The 22,764-nt window shown below is 39.1% G+C and carries 23 protein-coding genes; 2 read left to right on the forward strand and 21 right to left on the reverse strand.

Features of this window, described 5'->3' with window-relative positions; translation table 11 throughout:
- The 5 genes from QZ289_RS00960 to accB all read right to left on the reverse strand — a co-directional run.
- Positions 1-1,356: cache domain-containing protein (locus QZ289_RS00960; RefSeq protein ID WP_295698156.1), on the reverse strand; the 1,356-nt coding region annotated here is incomplete at its 3' end.
- Between the two features lie 64 nt (positions 1,357-1,420).
- A complete protein-coding gene (gene pseC / locus QZ289_RS00965; RefSeq protein WP_295698159.1) occupies positions 1,421-2,587 on the reverse strand; it encodes a UDP-4-amino-4,6-dideoxy-N-acetyl-beta-L-altrosamine transaminase in 1,167 nt (388 codons plus the stop codon).
- A gap of 5 nt (positions 2,588-2,592) precedes the next feature.
- Positions 2,593-3,285: a hypothetical protein gene (locus QZ289_RS00970; RefSeq protein ID WP_295698162.1), complete on the reverse strand. Its 693-nt coding sequence runs from the start codon at positions 3,283-3,285 to the stop codon at positions 2,593-2,595.
- A 47-nt stretch (positions 3,286-3,332) separates the two neighbouring features.
- Positions 3,333-4,697 carry an acetyl-CoA carboxylase biotin carboxylase subunit gene (locus QZ289_RS00975; RefSeq protein WP_295698165.1) on the reverse strand — a complete coding sequence of 455 codons (1,365 nt, stop codon included), beginning with the start codon at positions 4,695-4,697 and terminating at the stop codon, positions 3,333-3,335.
- A gap of 9 nt (positions 4,698-4,706) precedes the next feature.
- Positions 4,707-5,180 carry an acetyl-CoA carboxylase biotin carboxyl carrier protein gene (gene accB, locus QZ289_RS00980; RefSeq protein ID WP_295698167.1) on the reverse strand — a complete coding sequence of 158 codons (474 nt, stop codon included), beginning with the start codon at positions 5,178-5,180 and terminating at the stop codon, positions 4,707-4,709.
- Positions 5,181-5,276: 96 nt separating this feature from the next.
- On the opposite strand from accB, the gene dcd reads away from it, so the two are divergent.
- A complete protein-coding gene (gene dcd, locus QZ289_RS00985; protein WP_295698169.1) occupies positions 5,277-5,843 on the forward strand; it encodes a dCTP deaminase in 567 nt (188 codons plus the stop codon).
- Between the two features lie 346 nt (positions 5,844-6,189).
- On the opposite strand, the gene QZ289_RS00990 is transcribed toward dcd, so the two are convergent.
- From QZ289_RS00990 to QZ289_RS01035, 10 genes are all read right to left on the reverse strand, one after another.
- Positions 6,190-6,585, reverse strand: coding sequence for a GtrA family protein (locus QZ289_RS00990; RefSeq protein ID WP_295698172.1), 396 nt, complete (start codon positions 6,583-6,585; stop codon positions 6,190-6,192).
- 23 nt (positions 6,586-6,608) lie between these two features.
- A complete protein-coding gene (locus QZ289_RS00995; RefSeq protein WP_367260589.1) occupies positions 6,609-8,150 on the reverse strand; it encodes a DUF6056 family protein in 1,542 nt (513 codons plus the stop codon).
- A gap of 697 nt (positions 8,151-8,847) precedes the next feature.
- On the reverse strand, positions 8,848-9,219 hold the full coding sequence (locus QZ289_RS01000; RefSeq protein WP_295698175.1) for a hypothetical protein: 372 nt from the start codon (positions 9,217-9,219) through the stop codon (positions 8,848-8,850).
- On the reverse strand, positions 9,219-10,952 hold the full coding sequence (locus QZ289_RS01005; RefSeq protein WP_295698178.1) for a hypothetical protein: 1,734 nt from the start codon (positions 10,950-10,952) through the stop codon (positions 9,219-9,221). Before QZ289_RS01005 ends, QZ289_RS01000 begins: the two co-directional genes overlap by 1 nt.
- Before the next feature lies 1 nt (position 10,953).
- Positions 10,954-11,706: a glycosyltransferase family 2 protein gene (locus QZ289_RS01010; protein ID WP_366141164.1), complete on the reverse strand. Its 753-nt coding sequence runs from the start codon at positions 11,704-11,706 to the stop codon at positions 10,954-10,956.
- Positions 11,703-11,951 (reverse strand): glycosyltransferase, encoded by a 249-nt coding sequence (locus QZ289_RS01015; RefSeq protein WP_295698181.1) that lies wholly within the window; start codon positions 11,949-11,951, stop codon positions 11,703-11,705. The genes QZ289_RS01010 and QZ289_RS01015 overlap by 4 nt, the downstream gene beginning before the upstream one ends.
- A gap of 59 nt (positions 11,952-12,010) precedes the next feature.
- Positions 12,011-12,961: a hypothetical protein gene (locus QZ289_RS01020; RefSeq protein WP_295698183.1), complete on the reverse strand. Its 951-nt coding sequence runs from the start codon at positions 12,959-12,961 to the stop codon at positions 12,011-12,013.
- Between the two features lie 112 nt (positions 12,962-13,073).
- A complete protein-coding gene (locus QZ289_RS01025; RefSeq protein ID WP_295698186.1) occupies positions 13,074-13,403 on the reverse strand; it encodes a hypothetical protein in 330 nt (109 codons plus the stop codon).
- A 324-nt stretch (positions 13,404-13,727) separates the two neighbouring features.
- A complete protein-coding gene (locus tag QZ289_RS01030) occupies positions 13,728-14,705 on the reverse strand; it encodes a glycosyltransferase family 2 protein (RefSeq protein ID WP_295698188.1) in 978 nt (325 codons plus the stop codon).
- Positions 14,706-14,976: 271 nt separating this feature from the next.
- Positions 14,977-16,182 (reverse strand): HD domain-containing protein, encoded by a 1,206-nt coding sequence (locus QZ289_RS01035; protein WP_295698191.1) that lies wholly within the window; start codon positions 16,180-16,182, stop codon positions 14,977-14,979.
- 211 nt (positions 16,183-16,393) lie between these two features.
- Between QZ289_RS01035 and QZ289_RS01040 the strand changes: the two genes are divergently transcribed.
- Positions 16,394-16,978, forward strand: a complete 585-nt coding sequence (locus tag QZ289_RS01040) for a hypothetical protein (protein WP_295698194.1) — start codon at positions 16,394-16,396, stop codon at positions 16,976-16,978.
- 256 nt (positions 16,979-17,234) lie between these two features.
- On the opposite strand, the gene QZ289_RS01045 is transcribed toward QZ289_RS01040, so the two are convergent.
- From QZ289_RS01045 to tig, 6 genes are read right to left on the reverse strand one after another with little or no spacing between them, the layout of a single operon-like run.
- A complete protein-coding gene (locus QZ289_RS01045; RefSeq protein WP_295698197.1) occupies positions 17,235-17,513 on the reverse strand; it encodes a metal-sensing transcriptional repressor in 279 nt (92 codons plus the stop codon).
- Between the two features lie 14 nt (positions 17,514-17,527).
- A complete protein-coding gene (locus tag QZ289_RS01050) occupies positions 17,528-19,063 on the reverse strand; it encodes a YifB family Mg chelatase-like AAA ATPase (protein WP_295698199.1) in 1,536 nt (511 codons plus the stop codon).
- A gap of 2 nt (positions 19,064-19,065) precedes the next feature.
- Positions 19,066-19,593 (reverse strand): peptide deformylase, encoded by a 528-nt coding sequence (gene def, locus QZ289_RS01055; RefSeq protein WP_295698202.1) that lies wholly within the window; start codon positions 19,591-19,593, stop codon positions 19,066-19,068.
- Entirely contained in the window at positions 19,556-20,728 is a 1,173-nt protein-coding gene (locus tag QZ289_RS01060; RefSeq protein ID WP_295698204.1) for a diguanylate cyclase, read from the reverse strand. Before QZ289_RS01060 ends, def begins: the two co-directional genes overlap by 38 nt.
- A 28-nt stretch (positions 20,729-20,756) precedes the next feature.
- Positions 20,757-21,347: an ATP-dependent Clp endopeptidase proteolytic subunit ClpP gene (gene clpP / locus QZ289_RS01065; RefSeq protein WP_295698207.1), complete on the reverse strand. Its 591-nt coding sequence runs from the start codon at positions 21,345-21,347 to the stop codon at positions 20,757-20,759.
- Positions 21,347-22,720 (reverse strand): trigger factor, encoded by a 1,374-nt coding sequence (gene tig / locus QZ289_RS01070; RefSeq protein ID WP_295698209.1) that lies wholly within the window; start codon positions 22,718-22,720, stop codon positions 21,347-21,349. Before tig ends, clpP begins: the two co-directional genes overlap by 1 nt.
- Positions 22,721-22,764: the final 44 nt, after the last annotated feature.

Here is a 22,764-nt window from a genome sequence, read left to right on the forward strand (position 1 = left end):
TTGTTGAATGACTTCTCCTGTTTTACCACTTACATTTTGCATAGATGAAGTAATCTCTTCTACAGCTTGAGCAGTTTGCTCTAAGCTACTTGCTTGAGAGTTAGTGAGATTTGTGAGATTATTCACTGCTTCTTGGAGACTTTGTGCTTCTTTACTTAATGTATGAGCAAAGTTTGCAGAAGTGGTAAGCATTTTTCTAATTTCTTCTCCTAGAGTATTTGTAACAACTTCTACTCGTCCTTTTGCATCTTTTACTTCTGTGGTGAAATCTAACTTGGTGTAGGTGTCAAAGACCCTATTAATCTCATGTAAATTTTTCCCCACACCTGTCATAAGAAGTGTTAAAAGATCATTAATGATATCTCTTAATTCATTAAGTTGAGGATTATTCCCTCTAAGCTCAATAAGATTTTCAGCATAACCCTCTTTTGCCCTACCTATAACTTGCGCAGATTCTGCAATAAGCTTTTGGTCGGCCTCTAAACCTGCAATAATCTGTTCCGCATTGCCTTTGATGACACGAGCCATTTGCGCAAATTCATCTTTGCCTTCAAGTGGAGCAAGCTCGATACGATCATTTTCTCGATTAAGATATTTAAAAAACGATAGCATATTATGTTGCAAAATCTGCACACTCTTCAATAACGAGCGGTAAAAAAGTACCGCTATAGGCACAAACACAATCAAGAAAACAACCAAACCACTTATTATGGCTTCTTTTAAAGTATGACTAATAAGATTCATAATCACTGATGAATGTTGCTGTGCGTAATCTCCCAATGTATCCACATAAACGCCAGTTGAAAGCCAAATATTTTGTGTGTTAGGAATAAGCCTTGCATAAGCAATTTTGGGTGCATTAGTAAGCGAACCATCAGGCAAAGGCTTTGAGAATACATAATATACAAATTTCCCTTCAGGTGTCTGCGTTTTGGCACTCTCAAACAATTCTTTTACATAATATACACCATTAATATCTTTAGTATCATGCAAAGATTTGCCAATCAAATCCTTTCGTGTAGGGTGAGCCACAGATACATATTCCTTATAGGCAAAGAAATAACCTGACTTGTCACTTTCAAAGCGAAAGTCTTCAATAGCTTCAGCGATAAGAGCGATTTGCTCCTCCTCTGGAAGTCCTTTAACGCGTGAGCCAAGAGAAATTGCTAATGCATCGGTGGAGAGCTTAATCTTCTGTTCTACTTCTATTTGAATAATTTGCTCTAAATACTCAGCACTATACGTAGTTAATTTCTTTTCATCAATAAGAATAAATACTATAAGTGCTGCAAAACTTAATATGGAGCCAATAACAAGGATTGCGATTTTTGTTTTGAGTGACAATCGTTTAAACATTCTTGAGCCTTCCAGTTTGATTCAATGCTACTATCCTACATCAAAAAACTTAATTTAAATGAAACTATCCGCGCTCACCACACACATTATTCACAATATCTACAATATTTTGTGCCTCTTGCATACTTAAAGCCTGATGACAGGGAATAGAGATTTGGGAGAGATAGAAGCTATCGGCACGAGGCAAAGTCATATCACCAAAAAGCTTTCTATAAAGGCTAAACTGATAAATAGGCTTGTAATGCACCTGCACCCCTAAACCGCGCTCTTGCAATGCTTGGAAAATATCTTCCTTTTGACACCACAAATGCGGATAGAGCAAAATAGGATACAAATGATGTGAGCTAACAATATGCGGGGGTATAGATATCACGCCAAAATGCCTACTATGCTTAAAAGATTCATTATACAATGTTGCAATTTGATGACGATAAGAAATAAAGCTATCAAGCTTTTTGAGCTGACTAAGCCCAAGAGCCGCACCAAGCTCACTTAGACGGAAATTCATACCCATAAGCACACAATCATAATTCCATAAAGATTTTTTCTCTACTCCGTGAGAAAGCAAAAGCCGCGCATAATGCGCCAACTCCTCATCATCAGTTAGCACAGCTCCACCCTCTGCGGTCGTAATAGGCTTTAACGCGTGAAAGCTAAAGATAGTCGCATTAGCAAGGCAACCTATGGGCTTACCATTATAGCTCCCTCCTAGTGAATGGGAACTATCGGCAAAAAGCAGGAGATTATGCTTATCCGCAAGAGTGCGCAAAGATTCTATCTCTACACTTTTGCCACCATAATCCACACTTACAATCGCCTTTATATACTGCCTTTTAGGGTGGGAATCTAAAAGATGAGAGAGAGCCTTTTCATCAATATTACCATCATCTTTTATATCGCAAAAAATAGGCTTAATGCCCCACTGTAACATCATATTAGTCGTGGCAACAAAACTTATAGGTGTGGTAACAAAATATATCTCCTCATTATGTTTTATATGCCTTGTGTCAAGCAAATGAGGGAAATATTTATACATAAACGCTCCATAGAGAGCATAGAGTGCAGATGTAGCAGAATTAAAACTAATAGCATATCGCGCTTGACATCTCTTGCTTAAAGCAGATTCAAAGGCTTTAGTTATCTCACCTTGCGTGAGATAAGAGGAATGCGCAGCAGCGCATAGCGCGTCTATGTCATCTTGCTCAATACATTGTGTGCTATAAGGTATCATCGAATCTAAGACAAAAGCTCTTGCACTCGCTGCTTGTCAAGCTTATCTGCATTATGAGATACGCTAAACAAAGAGCCTAATCGCTTTAGGAAAGAGCTATTCGTACCTTGGGCGTGTTTAGCCGCATTGCTGCCCGCAATTTTCTCCGTATTTCCCTCTGCTTGTTTTTGCAAAGTTTGAATAGCATCTTTAATCTGCTTTTGCTGTTCTTTCAATGTGTCATAAAATTTCTGCGCGTCAGCTTTAAGTAACCTCATATTAATTTTTGCTACATTAAAGATAACCCTACCCTCGCTATCCTTGATATTTTTAGCAAATACATTGCTTCCTTCAAATGTTGCATTTTTGAGAGTAGATTCTATATTTTTTTGCAATGTGACCATCTCTTGCTTTATATCATCTTGGTCTGTTTTATCAAAAGTTTCTTTGTATTCTTGTGAAAGTTTAGTGATTTTTTCTGCATCAGATTCTATAGAGTTGAGCGATTTTTGGGCAACTTGTAATTTTCCAATATCATTATTTGTGTCTTTAATTTTTTGCGCATATAGATTATTTTTTATATCGTTTGTATCCACGCCTTGAGTAGCTTTTGTATCCGAGCTATTCTTGTTGATATTTTGAGTTTGTTTTGTTTCTTGTGTAGCTTGTTTTTTGAGATCCTCTTTGTTGATTTGTTGCGTTGCATTAGTGATTTTCACACTCCACTCCTCTCTTAACTTGAACAATAAGGCTATAAGCCCTATTATTACTCCATATCAAGCATATTTTGTTCCAAATACTTAGTGTGGATATTTGAGGCAAGGAAATCTTGATTTTTCATCATTTTGATATGAAAGGGGATAGTTGTTTTAATCCCCTCAATACAAAATTCCTTTAACGCCCTGTGCATACGATTTATGGCTTGGGCTCTATCTTCTCCCCATACAATGAGCTTGCCAATCATAGAATCATAATGCATAGGCACGACATAGCCACCATAAGCGTGAGTATCAAGCCGCACATTCGCCCCACCGGGTGATACCCATTTAGTGATTTTACCCGGACACGGATAGAATCTCTCTGGATCCTCAGCTGTGATACGACATTCAATAGAATGACCTTTGAAACTAATGCTCTCTTGACTAGGGAGCTTCTCACCTTCTGCAATACGAATCATCCATTCCACCAAATCAAGTCCGCTTACCATTTCACTCACGGTATGCTCGACCTGCAGACGCGTATTCATTTCCATAAAATAGAAATCCTCATAATTAGCATCAAGCAAAAACTCAAATGTCCCCGCGCCCACGTATTTAATGTATTGCGCTGCTTTAACTGCCGTCTCTAAAAGCCTTTTGCGCACTTCAGGCTTAAGCACCACTGCAGGAGATTCCTCAATGAGCTTTTGCTGTCTGCGCTGTGCGGAACAATCGCGCTCACCAATATGCACGACATTGCCGTGCATATCTGCTAGAATCTGCACTTCAATATGCTTAGGATTGCGGATAAATTTCTCCATATAGATTGTGCCATCGCCAAAGGCACTTACTGCTTCAGATTCTGCTGCAAGATAGAGATTTTTAAGCATTTCTGGCTTTTCCACCACACGCATACCTCTACCACCACCACCAGCAGCCGCTTTTAAAATCACAGGATAGCCTATCTCTTCAGCTATCTTTTGCGCCTCTTTATAATCTTTCAATGCCCCATCGCTCCCTAAAATCACGGGCACACCTGCTTCTTTCATCACATCTTTTGCCTTTGATTTATCGCTCATTAGCACCATTACATCAGCCGTTGGTCCTATAAACTCAATGCTATGATGAGAGCAAATCTCCACAAAATTTTGATTCTCACTCAAAAAGCCATATCCGGGGAAAATCGCATCAACCTTAAGCAATTCAGCTGCACTCATAATCGCAGGAATATTGAGATAACTCTCACTTGATTTTTCCCCTCCCACGCAGATTTTCGCATCAGCCACATCAAGATAATGCACATCTTTATCCGCAGTTGAATAAATCGCTATGGCCTCCTTGCCCATTTCTTGGATTGTTCGAATGGCACGAAGCGCAATCTCTCCTCGATTTGCAATAAGAATCTTCTGTATATGTCTTTGCTTAGCACTCATTACACTGCCTTAGAGCTTTTCAACTTTAATAAGATTTGTGCTAAATTCCACAGGTTGTCCATCACTCACTTCAATAGCCACAATCTTACAATCAAATTCCGCTTCAATCTCATTCATAATTTTCATTGCCTCAATAATCCCTACAGTTTGTCCCTTTTTCACCATATCACCGACATTCACATAAGGTGCTGCACCTGGACTTGGTGAGCGATAGAATGTCCCCACCATCGGAGACGTGATAAAATGTCCTCCCGTATCTTTTGCTACACTTGGCGCAGCAGGGGCAGATTCTGCAACTGCAGGGGCAGAGATGGGGGCAACAAGTGGGGTTTGTGCGCTCACTTGGGGTAAAGCTGTAGTAGTGTATGTAGTAGCACCTGCCTTTTGGAGTTTTAGCTCAAAGCCCTCTTGCTTGAGGCTAAATTTCGCTATATCGCTATTATCAAAAAGCTCCATAATTTTTTTGATTTCTTGCAAATTCATTTTACACCTTTCCTCTTTTTGGTAAAAATTTAATCTGCTATAATAACACGATTTTTTTTAAAATTAACAAAAATTTATACAAAGTGAGGCTTAAGTATGGGTTTAAAGTCGGATTTATGGATTAAACAAATGAGCCAAAAGGGTATGATTGAGCCATTTTGTGAAAAGCAAATAGGTAAAAATATCGTAAGCTATGGGCTTTCAAGCTATGGATACGATATTCGCGTAGGTAGTGAATTTATGATTTTCACCAATATTGGCGCGACACTTGTTGATCCTAAGTCCTTTGATGAGCGCAATGTAGTGGAGGTGAATGCTCAAGAAGCAGGATTCTGTCTTGTCCCACCTAATTCCTTTGCGCTCGCTCGTACGATAGAATATTTTAGAATCCCGCGCAATGTGTTAGCCATCTGCTTGGGTAAAAGCACGTATGCGCGATGTGGGATTATCGTTAATGTTACGCCATTTGAGCCTGAATTTGAAGGGCATATCACCATTGAGATTTCAAACACCACACCCCTACCCGCAAAGATTTATGCCAATGAAGGTATCGCACAAGTGCTATTTTTAGAGGGTGATGAGCCTTGTGAGGTAAGCTACAAGGACAAAAAAGGCAAATATCAAGGACAAAGGGGCATTACCCTACCTAAGGTATTAAAATAGATTTTGATAAAATCCTGCCATTGTATCACTTTAACTAAAGCCATTACACACTCTCAAGGCAAACTCTCCACTTGCCGCTTTAAAATTATTCTTTCTGCGCTATTGTAGTTTTACCGCCGCGTAAGACTTTTATAGAGGCATTCGCACTTGTACTAATCTACACTTGCAAAAGCCCTGCGGAACGCCTGAAAAATAAAACTAAAGCTGTGGTTTCACCTTATTCTTACCCTTGCGGGATTTTACCAAGTGAGGTATATCCTCGAACCGACCTCTTTAAGCCCTTCTCCCTTATAGAAAAAGGAATAATATAATTTCTAATCCAGCTCACATACTACTACATAGGTTTTCAATCTTTACCGTCCGTATTAAATACCCAAAGCCTACTCATCATAAAACCTACGCATACATACACTGCTCCGCCAATGATTTGAGAAAGATAGGGGTTAATGTCTAAGATTCTATAAGCAGCACTCATTGCCATTAATTGCGCTATATACGCCACTCCCATAGCAAAGCCAAATCGAGGCAAATCACGCTTATGTGAGGCAGGGGAGGCAAATGTAAAAGTTTTATTCAAATAATAAGAGAGGATAAAGCCTAGCGCATAGCCGATAATATTCGCCACTTCAGGGATAATCCCTAGCCACAAAAATGCAAATATTGCACCATAGCCCACGCAGGTATTTATCACGCCAATACCAAGATACATAATACCCGATTTTTGCCACGAATGCCTACTCATTCACGCTCCAAATCTCTTTTTACTTATTCTACTCTAAAGGCTTTAACTCCAAAATAATGAGCATAGGTTGTATTAGGCCACTCATTAGGATTATCCCCGGGATTGCCCCAATCGCTATATTGAGCATAAAACGATGTGAAAGTAGAGGCTTTGACTATCACTTCATCTTTGCCTTCACGCTTTTGTGTGGCGATAGAATCTAGCATCACATTCCATTTCAAGCGTCCATCAATATATGCGCCCAAAACATACGCGCCATACACGCAAGTAATGGCTATTAGAGCCACCTGAATACCTCTAATAAGCCGCGCAGATGAGAGCATACGCATAAATTGCTGATATATGAATATCACCATCACCGCCATAACAAGTACATAGGCTAGTCGCGCCCTACTAGGAATACCCACCTGAATGGTCGTGCCTACCAAAAGGATATACACAACAAACGCGCTCAATAATTTCACAAAAAGGGCTTGCATATCTGCCTTACCCTGCTTGTGATAAAAATATATCATACATACATAAAATCCTAACAAGAAGGCAAAATACAAGATTCCAACATAATCATAAGTCTCAAAAAATGGAAAAAGCCGTATGTGGTTTTTCACCACAGGTAAGAAAACAGCGCAACCTATCACTACAAGGATAATTTTATATATTTTCATACCCGCCCTGTATCGCTCAAACAGCACAAGTGCGAGAGGAATGCAAAGCATATAAGGCGTGAGGGAGAAAAAGGCTCGATAGGTTTTGCTTAAATGCGTGATTTGCTCTCCTAAGCTCATAGAGAGGATATCGCCTAACGTATAGATAGAATTCCGTCCCAAAAGATCCCACCACACCGCGATTCTCGCAGCGTGTCCGGGGCTAAGATAGAGTGCTAACCACCCTAAACCCAAAGCCACAAATCCCACATAATACCACAGCGGCAAACGCACACACTTATAAAGTGCATAGATAAAGAATCCTATATGCACCACAAGTGCAGTAATGCCCACCATCTCGCTACCCATACCTGCGATGAAGCATAGCAACATCAATGCGAGAGCTTTAAGCAATTCCTTAGATATGCTTGAATCTTTAGACAAAGATTCACAAGCCATATACCGCGCCCAAAACAAACGATAAGGGATAAAGCTATATACTAACGCACAATACGCCCACAAGTAGTTTAAGCTCCCCACCGCCCATAAGAAAATAGAACCAAATGCCGAGCAATACATCACAATAAGCAGAAGAACACTGAGTATCACCACATCATCAAAGCTTTGCGGCAAACGCGCAAAAATAAAGATGAAAAATCCAAAGATAAATGCCACCGCCACAAATGTATTAAGAATCACAAAATACGCACTAGGGGCGATAGCACCAATATATGCTACCCGCAACATTTCAAAGATTCTGCCATTCCAATTCATATAGCTACGCCAAGCACCCTTTAAACCCTCTGCTGCCACCCCTAAATCATCGCTTTGTGTGGGGAAAAGCGCATTGAGTGCTAATAAGAATCCACTAAAAACACAAAAGTATAGAATTACGCTTTTATGCCCCCCCCCCCCCGCTATTTATTAACTGCTTCATATATACTCCTTTTGTGATATATTAATGACAAGTATATCATAGAATCACTTTGCCAATGTGGATTATCACTCCCTGCAAGCGTAATACGAAATGTCTATCCACACTTGCATACAACGTAGCATACGAGCGAAGCTCTTATCCTTTGGCAAATCCCATAAAGACAAAGTTAGCTTCTAAGGTTTGGATTCTCTAGTCTATCCCATGCCCTTGCTGTTGCGATGTAATCGCCGCATTCGCACGAAGTGCTAATCCACACTTGCAAAGGGTCTTGCTTTGCAGATATAAAATCTGCTTCGCGCCTAAAGTTATTAACTTGATGACTAAGACGTTGTCTTATTCATCAAGTTAGTTTTTAAGGTAAAGATTCTCTAATCTAATAGTGCATAACTCTCTTCTCACCCGCTTCGTGGTACGTAATATCGGGAAAAAGGAGGCAGTAGTGCCTCCGCAGATGCGGAGCCAGAAGCGGATTAAGCGAGGCTCTCCCCTTGATTGCCAAAAAGAAGTTTAGAATATAGAAAAAAAAGAAAATAAACTAGAGAATCTATATCCCATTATTCCTAAATTAAAGGAGAGTTTCAATTTTTACTGCCCCACCCCCTGTGCTAAGAGAGGTTGGGGGATTCACATTTGTATAAAACACTAATCCACACTTGCAAATAGTGCAATCATAAATAGAATCTATAGTATCTTATGTGTAGTCTTAGACTTCACAACCACGCTCTCTAAGCCTCCACTTTCATATAATGGAGAGACATCATAATGATTTAAAGCACATTTATGCTCCCTATCTGTAATCCACTCTATCGCGCCATAACTATCCACTAAATTCGGCAAATCTGCACAAGATTCTATAAACATCACTTGATGAGTTTTAGGCAGATACGGCACAATGAGCGAGACATAATAAGTAGAGCCTTTTATAAACGCCACCGCAGGGTATGAGAGCTTTTGATATGCCTCGCTTGATACGAATCGATGATGATTGAGAGCGTCTATTTTATGCTTATTTAAAGGTATAATGCTTCCTATGCACCACATAGCACAAAGCATTATACCCCCCCCCCCCCGAGCATTGGCAGAGTATATTTACGCAAATAGCAAGATACAAGATTATACATACTTGCCAAGCTATAAACAGGCAAAAGTAGCAAGATAGGGAAAATAGACATAATATAGCGCAAGTCCTTATAAGGCGCGATAAAAGTCACCACAAAAGCCCAAACAAACGCACAAAGCCCCAAAATCAAGGCAAGTGACATAGGAGGAAGCACCTTGTTGGAATCTTTCATATAGGCAAGAAGCGTAGCGCGGTATTTGATAATTTGAGCTAAAACAAGACATATCCCACAAAAACTTATGCATATCACACCATAAGAAAGCTGTGTGCTTAATATATCAAAGAAACGCTGCGTATTTGCCCCAAAATGCTGCGCCACGTAGTCCATATTGAGCTTATCACCCACTTCCTTGCCCCTCCCACCCGTAAATGCCAGAAAATAGCGCGGATACAAAAGTGTGCTTAAAAGCATTGTATATACAAAAGCCGTGATAAAAAATAGCTTGTCTTTATATACTCTTGCCCGATACGCCCATAAAGTCGCTAAGGCATATATCATCACCACAAATATAGTGGCAAAATATCCACTCAAAAGTAATAAAGCCGTCACGCTCGATAATATCAGCACTTCATAAGAAAGCAATCCCGCACAGATAATCACCGTACATCCTATTACATAGGCTAACGCAAGCATTGCATAGAGTTTAAAAGCAATATGCAGTGTATAAGGAATGCTCCCTAGTATCTCACCTGCTTGTATATTATGCTTTGTATCAAATATAAGATAGCGTGGATTCCCATCTATATGTATCGCAAGGGGCGTAAATGCATCATCTAAGGCACTCTCTAAATGTATAGAATCTAGCATTGGATTTATGACAATATAAGGGCTATGGTCGCGGAAAATATGGCTTGGAAAGAGCATTTTGCCCTTTATCTCATAGCCCAAATACTTAGTATCTGTATCCACTTTATGAGCCACGATTTGCGCATATCTCACCTTATGAGTAAAGCACTCTAAGCTCACACAAAAGCCTAAAACCACGATAATACAAGCACTCCATATCGCAATAGGCTTTTTTACCTTATGCTTATAATTCTCACATTGAAATAAAGACGTGTTAAACAATGGCTTTTTAAAAGATTGCAATATACGCAAAAGCACATAGCAAAAAAGCAGAAAGCTCATTTCCTGCAAAGCATAAAGTCTTATAAAAAGCGTATTGTTGATACTCGCAGGATTCCAAAATGCCAAGCACAAAAATACTAAGATGAAGTAACTCTCCCCAAATAGCCGCCTAGCCAACACAAAAGCACACGCAAAGCCACAGAGCAAAAATACAAAATTTAAGCCTACACCCCTATAAAATGTCTGCTTCAAGTCGGTATGTATAAAGCCTATATGCCACAGACGCAGAAGCGAATAGTAGAGGTTTGTATGCGGGTCATCGCGGTTATTTACCCACAATCTTTTGACATCATTTAACGCGCCTTTGAGCGTGCTATCATTCCACAGGCTCATTTCCTGCATTTGCTCGGCAGTATAGATTGTATATGTCTCAAAGTCCTTACCCCAGCCATATTCATTATATTCTGCTAAGACAATAGAGAGTATCTCGTCCATATGTGCTATGTCTTTGTATTGTAGATAATACACCCTCAAACCACACGCTACAAGCAAAATCGCCACTGCCCCAAGTATAAGAATCTTTGATTTGGCTATCACATCAATCCTTAGTATCCCTTGGCTGCTTTTCTATATAGATAGGGCGAGATTTCACCTGCTCGTAAATACGCGCTATGTATTCGCCAATAATCCCTAAAATGATGAGCTGCACCCCTCCCAAAAAGGCTATCCACGCCACAAGTGATGTCCAACCAGCCACAGCATTATGAAAAATCAATGTGCTAATAATGGCATAGCAGCCATAGCCTAAACTTAAAACACTCATCACAAGCCCAAGCACAAAGGCAATACGCAAAGGCATAGTGCTAAAGCTCACAAAGCCTTCAATGGCGTATTTAAACAATTTCCAAAAGCTCCAGCCACTACTACCTTGTGTGCGGGGGATATATTCATACGCTAAACCTACTCTTTTAAATCCCACCCATTCAAACATAGCCTTTGAGAATCGATGATACTCACTCATCTTTAAAAGCGCATTGACTACCTGCCTATCCATAAGACGAAAATCCCTCACGCCAGATTCTAAACGCACCGCGGAGATGAGATTACTTAGCATATAAAAACACTGACTTAGCTTCGCACGGATAAAGCCCTCTCCTGTGCGCGAAATACGTCTAGCATAAATCACATCAGCCTTTTTACTATGCCATTTTGCAAACATATCCTTTAGCATTGAAGGCGGGTCTTGCAAATCCACATCAATAAGCGCCACACAATCGCCACTACTCGCCTGTAAGCCAGCATATATGGCACTCTCTTTGCCAAAATTACGTGAAAAATCAATGATTTTTATTTCGCATTCAGCAGGGGGGGGGGGAGCAAAAAAGCATTATTTTGCAAATCGCTCTTCATATTTTGCAATGCACATAGCATAGATAGGGTAGAATCCGTGCTACCATCGTTAATAAAAATACATTCAAATGCACTTTGAGGATACGTCTTTATAATATCTGCAAACACTACAAAAATATGCTCACAAAATGCAGAGAGATTCTCTGCTTCATTATAGCAAGGACAAATAAGAGAGAGCTTTGCCACTTTTGCCTCCATTGTCTTTTATCTCTAAATACAAATGGGCGATTATAGCAAATTTTCTATCAAGGCACTCTTAGGACATAAAAATGCAGCGGCAATCCATAAGCATTATGTGAAAGTATCATATCACCCTTTAAGATTCCTAGATACAACAGAGCAGATTTAAGAAATGCTTTTAATCCCAAAGGCGGCACATTATAGCCATACTCCGCGCTAAAGAGTAGCTCATACTTCTTGCTTATCGCTTCTTTGGTGATATATTGTGAAGCATAGGGGGTAAGTATCACTATATCCCCACTTTGCTTAGGCATAGCCTCCATACTTTTAAACACACTCCGCTCGCCCTCTTTAGCAAATGCGTGAAAACGCTCATCGACTTCATCGCTTGAGAGCAAATCAAAATCCCTCGCCCCATAGTGCTCAAGCCACTTGCCAAAGCTATGATACACCTCTACATTACTCACTCTATCCACAGATTCTAAATAAATTCTTGTTTGGGGGTGCTTATGTGTGTAATCACTCACAAATGCCAATGTAGCCTGAAAATTTTGCGGGACAAACTTATAATGCGCCCATAAATAAACCCAAGTAAAGCAGGTATTCCCAACAAACATAATGCCACATAAAATAAAGAGAGTCTTCGCCCATTTATCCCGCCACCACAGCAAAAAACCAGCCCCTATAACAACTAAGCCAAAAATATATGCAGGAAGCACATAGTGATAGGAAACAATCCTAAGAATCGCATATTCAAGGAGTAAAATCGCACTGCCCCAAATACTCGCATCAAACAATGGATTAAGGGGAGATTTCTTTAGCAGCACGGCATAGATTCTATACAGAAAGCCGCCAAAGGTAATACCATACAAAAATGGCTCACTGCATATATTGGTAAAAAGTGCCTTTGCAAATACAAGCAGGGCATTATAGGGACTTTTTCCGTAAAATCCACTCTCACCTTTTTGTATTAAAACAACCACCATATACACAGCAAACCATATAATTGCACCCACTATCAGTCCATAATCAAAGATTTTTGTTTGAATCTTGCAAGATTTTTTGCCTTTATGCATACAACATAAATGTATAAAACCAAAGGCACAAAGAAATGCAAAAGCGCTCTCTTTATAATACATTGCTATTAGCACATAGCGCCCCAGAAATAAGCGCGATATTTACATATATCTTGCGATGATTGCCTAATACAAAGGCATAGCACATCAAAAATAGGCTCAAAAAGACAAATTCCATACGTTCAGGCACAAAAAGCCGAAGCCACGAGCTAATAAATGCAGGGGAAAGAAGCAATAAGATAAGCAATATATCCACGACATAATATATTTTAGAGGAGTTAATATCTGCAGATTCTGTTATCTCGCGTAAAAACACTCTTAAAGCATAGCGCAATGCAAAGATAACCACCCACACGCAAAGGGCATTGAATGTATAAAACACATAGGCACTCGTGCCAAATAGTAGGCTTAGAATGTTTAATCCTGCCCATCTAACGGATAGAATCTCCCTATGCTAGGCTGGATAAAAAATCCAATGGGTTGATCTACAAAAAGTGTGTGAAGCAAAGTATGGTCATCAATGACGCTAAATCCAGATTATGCCTATACTATAGACACACAAAGGCAATAAAGGCTATTTGCCAATAGAGTGGAGCTTTAGCTAATAGCTGCTGCCCCCACCCCCACGTTATGGGTCATTTGAGTATTCATTATAAGCTCCTTTAATCTAAAAAGTTAGGAATGTATCTCAAATTCCCTTAGAAACTTATTTATTGTTTGATGTGTTTTTTTGTGGATTGGCAATCTCTTCTATAAAGTATCGTGGGCGCCCCTTTGTCTCTGCATAGATTTTGCCCACATACTCGCCAATCACCCCTAAACTCAAAAGCTGAATCCCGCTAAAAAAGCATAGTAGAATAATCGTTGAAGCCCAGCCATACACTACCCCATCGGTAAAAAGCTTTACATAAAGCGCATATAGCCCTAGCCCTAAAGAGAGTATAAAAAATGCAATGCCTAGCATACTCACTATTCTTAAAGGCATTACACTAAAGCTTGTAATGCCATTCCACGCAAAAGAGAGCATTTTAAACAATGGATATTTACTCTCCCCCGCCAATCGCTCTAGCCTATCGTACTCCACCCTATCGCTTTTAAATCCTAGCAAAGGCACGATACCGCACAAAAATGAATTCCGCTCTTTAAAGCTTAAAAGTGCAGAAATCGCACGAGATGAGAGCAGCCGATAGTCGGCGTGATTATAGGTGATTTTCACCCCCATAAACGCCATAAGTTTATAGAATCCTAACGCGCTATATTTTTTAAAAAAGCTATCTTTATTGCGTGATTTTCTTACCCCCAAAACCACTTCCACCCCTCTCTTAGCCTTTTCTATAAATGTATCTATCACACTAATATCATCTTGCAAATCACAATCAATACTCAAGGCATAATCGCATTTATCAGCCACATATTCTAATCCGGCTAAAAGCGCATTTTGATGTCCGCAATTTCTTGAAAGCTTTATGCCACTACTTGCAATCAAACCATTTTGCTCCTGTGCAAGAGATTGGAGAATCTCCCAAGTCCTATCCTTGCTTCCATCATCGACAAAACATATAAAGCTATCTTTAGCAATCTCGCCCTTTTGGGCTAAAGATTCTAAAATCGTGCTCATCTCTGTGTGTGTTTGCCTAAGCACCGCCTCTTCATTATATGCGGGTATCACAACACAAAGGCGCATTACACGCTCCTCTGCGGAAGCAAAAATTGCAAAATAATAGAAAAAGAAAAAAGATAATAAAGTCAATAAAGTAGAGAATCTTACTATTTTTTAACGGGGGGGGGGGTGATGAAAGAAGTGGCAAAGATATAATATGTCATTTTATCTCCTTATATTTTTGCATATTTCTATACTATGCACTGCTAAAACCTTTTGCGCCATTTATTCCCACAAGCGCTTTATCACACAAGAGCGGATTGTAATGCCTCTATACTTAGAAACTACTAAATCTCTATACAAAATCCCTAAAGAGCTTACCCACATCGACATTTTGTATCACCCTATGGGCGCATTTATCATAGATTCCTGCCGCACCACTGACCAAATCATCGCTAGAGATTCCGTGACTGATAGAAATTTTTGCCTCTAAATACGCGCTTAGATTATCAAAAATCTTTAAGAACTCCCCATATATGCCATTGTATTCATTAAGGTTAAAATTCTCCATTAGCTCCTCGCCACTTGTAGCGTTGTGTGGGAAAGATTCTATGATATAACGATTAGCAAACTCATTTTGTGTAAAATATCGTATATCCTCTGCGATATTAGGCGGGACAATAGCAAGAATCTTCTTTTGCACCGCCTCTTCCTCTATTTCTTTAATCAGTTTATCAAGCCCCTTAACACTGCGTTTAATAGGCGAGATAATATCACGTGTGAGTATCTCAGGTAAATCGTGGAAAAGCCCGCAAAGGAAGTGGTTAATACGCATTTTTTCACAGCAGCCTATATCAAGGCTCACTAAATACGCACTCAAAGCCACTATAAGCGTATGCCCCAGAACCGAAGTAGCAGGGATTCTAGGCGTTTGACTCCAGCGCTTTTGGAATCTAAGCTGCCCAAACATAGCTATAAGCTCTCGCACATTTTCATAAAGCATAATCTGCTGCATACCCGCTAGATGATAATGCTCCTCCACCTCCTTATTTAGCTCATTTCTAATATGCTGCACATCATACATATAAGGATTAAAATGATAGATAATATCAAACTCCCATTTAGAAGCATAATAATGCGAGGCTTTGAGAATCTGCCTTTCGATATTGTCTTTTGAGCTTATCAAATACTCTTTCATCAAAGGGAAAAATTCATAATTGCTCAATTCATCTTGCAGCTGCGCATATACAAATTCCACTAGCTCCTTATTATGCGAGCGGCGGAGCTGATGAAACACAGGGGGCTTAATATCTGTCAAAACAATACGTTCAAAAAATTCAAAGCAAAATTGCAATATCAACCTTTCCCAGTCAATGCTCACGCCGCGATTTTCCTCATACTTTGCCAAAATATAGGCAATCACAATTTTATGCGCTTGTTTATCAAGCTCTACAAGCTCCACAGGCGTGGCTTGGTCATTCCATCGGCGGATACTTGCCGCCACAAAGATTCGCTTCAGCAATGCTGCACTTAAACGCGGGGCTTTGTATTGAGAATCCATAGCATTCCTTTATGCAGAAAGTAAAATATGGCAAAATAATACTTTTTTCTTAATAAAATTCAAAATATCCAATGGTTTTTTGATGCTTAAGTATCTAAAAACGTTTTACCTTAAATAATCTAGCAAGCAACTTAAGCACTATAAATTCTGTGCTAAATGCCTCTACAAATTTGTAAAATTTTGATAATCAAGGGATGATCACAACCTTTTAATGATAACTACAACAATACCACCGGGACACTCACGAACTTTAATAACCAAACAAACACTCAAGCCGGAAATATCACAAATACTGGCACTCTCACTACTGGCTCAAACTCCGGCAGCAGAACCACGCTCACCAATAGCACGAAACCAATATAAAGACATTACCAATAATGCCGGTGGAGATATACAGAATCTCAATAATAACAACACATTTTGCACGATTACGGGCGAAAATAATGAAGGGACAATCACAAATATCAGCAATACCACGAATGGAACCATAGATTCTATAAGTAACCAAGGACATATCAAAGATGGCACCAATGATGGACATATTAAAGGATTTGTAAATGCAAATCCTAATCCCCAAACAGATGAAGGCAAACTTGATACATTTACAAATAATAAACAAATAGATAGCTTTGATAATCAAGCTGGTTCTGTGGGAACATTTACTAATGCTCAAAATGCAACTGTAACTCAATTTACAAATAGTGCTCAAGGAAACATAGATACATTAAGCAATAATGGAACACTTGTAGGATTTACAAATGCTGTTAATGGGCAGATAGGTTTGGAGGAGATTTAAGAAAAAACTAAAGGCTTCTTCAGTTTATACGAGGCTAAATAGCCTTGAACGCTTTAACGCTTTCTTTTTTCTCTTTTCTCTCGTGTTCCTCATTACCAGAGATATCTTACCTTTATCTCCATTTTTAGAGACATTATTTTACACATTTCTTTTTTTAAGGCTTATGGATTGCCTAAAAGTTTCTTTAAGATTTTAAAATCTCTAGTCTATCATTTCTGCGCTGTTGTATTTCACCACCGCAAAGGCATAATAGAATCTAGCTCATTCGTGAAAAATGCTCAATAGCCTTAGCAAGCTCATGTAGGGTCTTATCAATATCGCCCTTTTCATCGCATATACTATCGCGCACACAATGATTGATATGCCCTTCAAGCACGATTTGCCCAACTTTATGTATCGCGCTCTTAGCCGCATTAAGCTGGATAAGCACATCAGGACAAGGCGCATTATCATTTATCATTTTATCGATACCATTAAGCTGTCCTATCACTTTTTTTAATCGTTTATGAATATCTTGTGTAGAGTGTTCAGGCATATAAACTCCTTCGATTAGATTCTGCGATAGCTAAGGGCTTCGAGTATATGCGATTTATTAATCTCCTTTGTCTTAGCTAAATCGGCAATCGTGCGTGCAAGTTTTTTGACTTTATTTTGCGCACGATGTGAGAGGGCATATCGCTCACTTGCTTGATGGAGTAGCTTTAGACACTCCCCATCAAGCCGACAAACGATATCAATATCCTTTTCCTCAAGCTTACCATTTAGTGCCACTTGCCCCCTTGCCTTTTGCATAGTGAAAGCATCAAAGACCATTTTTTGCATACTTTGGGAATCTAACCCTGTATTTACCTCGCTCTTATCCTCTTCATTCTCATTCATTTGTATAGAAATATCGATTCTATCAAGCAGGGGCTGGGATAATCGCGCACGATATGCGTTAATCTCCCTATCTTGACAGCGGCATTCTTTAGTTTTGCTTAACTGATTCCCGCAAGGGCAGGGATTCATCGCAGCGACAAACATAAAACTTGTATCATACTCAAGCTTAGAATGCACACGTGAGATAACAAGCTTATTATTCTCAAGCGGCTCACGCAAAGATTCTAAAATATCACGCTTAAAATGAGGCAATTCATCAAAAAACAAAATGCCATTATGCGCTAGGGCAATCTCTCCGGGCTTGGCTTCAAATTGTGTTGCTGAGCCTAGAATACTTGATTTGCTTGCGCTTTGATGGGGATTGCGAAAGGGGCGTAAGGGCGTGTATTGTGCGTTTTGCTTATTGAGCGCTTGGGATTTTACATTCTCTATCATCTCTTGCAGGGAGCTTGGAGGCAAGATATATAAAAGCCGCTTGGCAATCATACTCTTTCCACAGCCAGGTGAGCCTTCCATAATGAAATTATGGAATCCTGCAGCAGCGATAAGTGCAGCGCGTTTAGCGATATTTTGCCCCTTGACATCGCTAAAATCATATTCAAAACTATCATTATAATAATATTTTTCCCCTTCAATCTCCATAGACTTAAAGCCCTTAAATGTCTCTAAAGTGGGCTGCATATTATAAGATTCTAAGGGAGCAGATTCTGGATTATTGAGTATATCTATTGCTTCTTTTAGATGTGAGATAAAATAAAAGTCAAGATTAGGAATAGGGCTTAGCAAGTCCTTTGCCGTATAAGGCACAAACACCCTTGCATTAGGATACAAAAGCGCAATATCAAGCAAAAGCGGAAAAATAGAATCAAGATATTTTACGCTCCCATCAAGCCCAAGCTCGCCAAAGGCAAACCATTGTGTATTATCCTGTGAAGCTTTTTGCAATGCAAGAGCGATAGGCAAATCAAAATGCCCTCCGCTCTTTGGCATATCAGAGGGCGAGAGATTGACATTAATCTTAAAAGGAGAAAGGGTAATGCCGCTATTAGTGAGGGCAGATTGGACACGTTGCTTAGATTCTTGTATGGAGCTATGGACAAGCCCAGTAATATTAAATTGAGGCAGACCCTTTGTGTAGGAGGCTTCCACCTCAACGATTTTTGCACTTGTGCCAAAACTTGTAGCACTAAGGATTGTTTGAACCACTATTAATCCTTAGGATTTTTGCACTTCTTTAATGCTTGTTCAAATTTTTTACGTCTCAAAATAGGAAGCTTATCGACGAAAAGAATACCATTTAAATGGTCTATTTCGTGCTGAATCGCCACAGCAAGAAAGCCCTCTGCCTTTAGAATCTTGTCATTGCCATATCTATCTTTGTAAGCAATGGATACTTTATTAAAGCGTTTCACATTTTCAAAAAAATCAGGCACGGACAGACAGCCCTCCTCCCAATCTATGCTTTCTTCTTGCACTAAAAATGTGGGATTAATAATTTCTAGCAAATCCTCTTTATGTTGTAGATTATCTTCCTCGCGTGGAATATTGATGATAAGAATCTGCTTTGACACTCCTACTTGTATCGCGGCTAAACCTACGCCTTTACGCTCCATCATCGTATCATACATATCATCAAGGAATGTATGGAGCTTTTCATCAAAATCCTTTATAGGCGTGGATTTCTCTCGTAACTTAGGATTAGGATAAGTCAAAATCGCCAAGGTCGCCAAGATCATCTCCGGGTATTTCAAAATCATCTTCGGAATCCGAAGAAACATTTTTCTTAGATTGCTTTTGAGTGATTTTTAGTGTTTCACCCTCCTTTATTGCTTCTTGTAAATGCTCTTTTGCCTCTTCTAGTAATATATCAGGGGTTTTATTTACATCAAGTGTTACGCCGCCCATAACAATTTGTAATTGCAATTCCATATCACCAATAAAAATATTTGTTTCTTTACATCTTCTAATGACATCTTCGCATAATTGCACCGCTCCTTCAAGCTGCACATTTTTGAGCAACATACCAAAGCGCCCCTCACCCAAATAAGACACAATATCCTTCGCACCAATATTTTTAGAAACAATCTTAGCAATATTTTTAAAGGCTGTTATAAGCTTATTCTTGTCATTAAGTTGCCTTGCAAATTCTTTAGAAGGAGCAAAAACTATGACTGCACAATGTCTAGGAAACTCTCTGCCATTCTTACATTCTGTTTCGATAGCCTGCATTAAAAATGATCGCGTATATATACCTAATATCGTATCATACATAGCTCCATTTTTGGCTAGAGAAGATTTATTATACATATCACGATAAGCACGTGATACATAATCTGCTTCTTTGACAATTTGTTTGTGGAATCCCCTAATCTCATTTATAAGCACTTTGATGGCATTTTGTGCGCCAAGCGGATTTGTGATTTCCGTAATTTCTGCTAAGCGGTCTTTTGTGTTGCTTTCCATAGCAGACATATGCTTACATAACACCAGCAAATGCTCTAACACATTTTTCAATGTAGCAAAATTGTCATTAAATATTTTCTCAAGCGCAATCAAACGCGAATCGTGATTGCTGCTCTCAATCATCGCTCTAATTTTTTCCCTTATATCTTCGTCTTGCTCTTGCGAAAGCGTTTTCTCAAAATAGGCTTCAAAATTTTCAGGTAATGGTAAAATCGCATCTTTTTCTAAAGCTTCTAATGCCTGTTTAGAAATAGATGTGAGTTTTTGTGTTGTTTCAGCTAGATTGACAGGAGCGTTTCCACCTTGTTTTTGCTGACCTTTCTTCATAATTCCAAGCTCTGTATCATCAAGCCCCCCAAAAAAATCATTATTCCCAATATCTAAGTCTAATCCATTTAGATCCATCATAGCACCTCCATAAATACTGACCTATTCATCATTTTAAACTTTTGGTTAGAATCTCATCAACCAATCCATATTTTTTAGCTTCCTCACCACTCATAAAAAAATCGCGTTCTGTATCAAGACTGATCTTTTCAACACTTTGTCCTGTGTTTTGTGCCATAATCTCATTAAGTGTTTGCTTTAAACGCAAAATCTCCTTTGCCTGAATCTCAATATCCGTAGCCTGTCCTTGTGCACCACCTAAAGGCTGATGAATCATAATGCGTGAGTTTGGTAGGGAAAATCGCTTCCCCTTTGTGCCAGAGCTAAGGAGGAATGCCCCAGCAGACGCGGCCTGTCCAATGCAAATTGTGCTAATATCAGAGCGAATATAGTTCATCGTGTCATAAATGCTAAAGGCGCTTGTAATCACACCACCGGGTGAATTGATATAAAAATTAATATCTTTATCGGGGTCCTCTGCCTCTAAAAAAAGTAGTTGTGCGACAATAGAAGAGGCTACGTGGTCATTAATTTCACCACTCAACAAAATAATGCGGTCTTTAAGTAGACGTGAGTAAATATCATAACTACGCTCCCCTCGCCCTGTACGTTCAATCACATAGGGAATATAAACACTCATTATGAATCCTTTTTGGCTGTTTTAGACTTTGAGTGAGATTCTGTTGTGCTAGCCGAATCTGCCTTTTTTGCATTATTTTTTCCACTTTCAAATTTTTGGTCAAGTAAGTATTGTAGCACTCTATCCTCAATCATAGTCATTTTAATTGCAGGGACAAGATTATTTTTTTGATAATGCTCTAATACTGCGCGTGGGTCCTGCCCCATCATCATCGCTTCATAATAAATAGTTTGCAGCACTTCATTATCATCAATAATAATATTATATTTCTTTGCTAAAGCGTCCATAATAAAGGTAATTTGCACACTTTTTTGCGCTTCATCACGTTGGAGTTCGCGCTGCCTCTTTGCTTCCTCTTCATTATTTTTAAGTTTTTCAAAAGATTCTGGTGCAAGTTTAGAGAGAGTGTTTCTAAAGAGTATGTCCATCTCTTGCTCTACAATTAGTTCAGGTAAATCAAAGGATATATTTTTTAGCAATGCCCCTATAAGTTGCTCTTTTAATTCCTTATTATAAAGCTCATTTTTTTGCTCCATTTCAAGCTGTGCTTTTATGTCGCTTTTTAGTGTCTCAAGCGTAGCTTCCTCTCCGGCAATACTCTTAGCAAAGTCCTCATCAATTTTTACTTTATCTTTTTGCAGAATCTTATGCAAGCTTACCTCAAAACTCGCCTCCTTACCCGCTAAATGCGCAGCTTGATACTCTGCTGGAAATGTAACCTGTATCGTGCGTTTCTCACCCTTTTTCATACCAATAAGCGCGTCCTCAAATCCCGGAATAAATTGATTAGAACCAATAACAAGATTGAAGTTCTCTCCCTTGCCGCCATCAAATGCTTTTCCATCAATAAATCCTTCAAAATCAATATTTGCTGTATCATCTTTTTGTAATGCCCTATCCTCTACTATTTCGCTTAAAGGCGCGCGATTTTTGGCAATTTCTTCCAAACGCTCATCTATTTGTGCTTTCGTAATAACCTTTAACTTCACTTCAGGCACATATTCCTCGACCTTATCAAGCTCAAATGTAGGCATTATGCTTAATTTAATTTCAAGTTCTATATCACTTTCACCTTTATCAAATTTAGAAATTATAGGATTGCCAATAAGCGCATTTGGGGCGATGCCAAGCTCCTTGAGTGCAGATTCTAATATATCTTGTATTGCTGCTTGTTGTGCATCTTGCTCAACCTGCTCTTTATAGCGTGTTTTAATGACTTTTGCAGGGACCTTGCCCTTCCTAAATCCATCAATCTTGACACTCTTTGCAATCTTTTTAACAACTCCTTCCATTTTCGTCTCGAGCACCTTAAGTGCAATTTTACCATCAACAATGGCATTAGCGTTGTTTGTGCGTTTTGTTGTGAAATTCATTAGGCTTCCTTAATCAAATAAAAAAGTATAATTTGGTATTCTAT

Source organism: uncultured Helicobacter sp. (assembly GCF_910577135.1).
Classification (GTDB): domain Bacteria; phylum Campylobacterota; class Campylobacteria; order Campylobacterales; family Helicobacteraceae; genus Helicobacter_C; species Helicobacter_C mastomyrinus.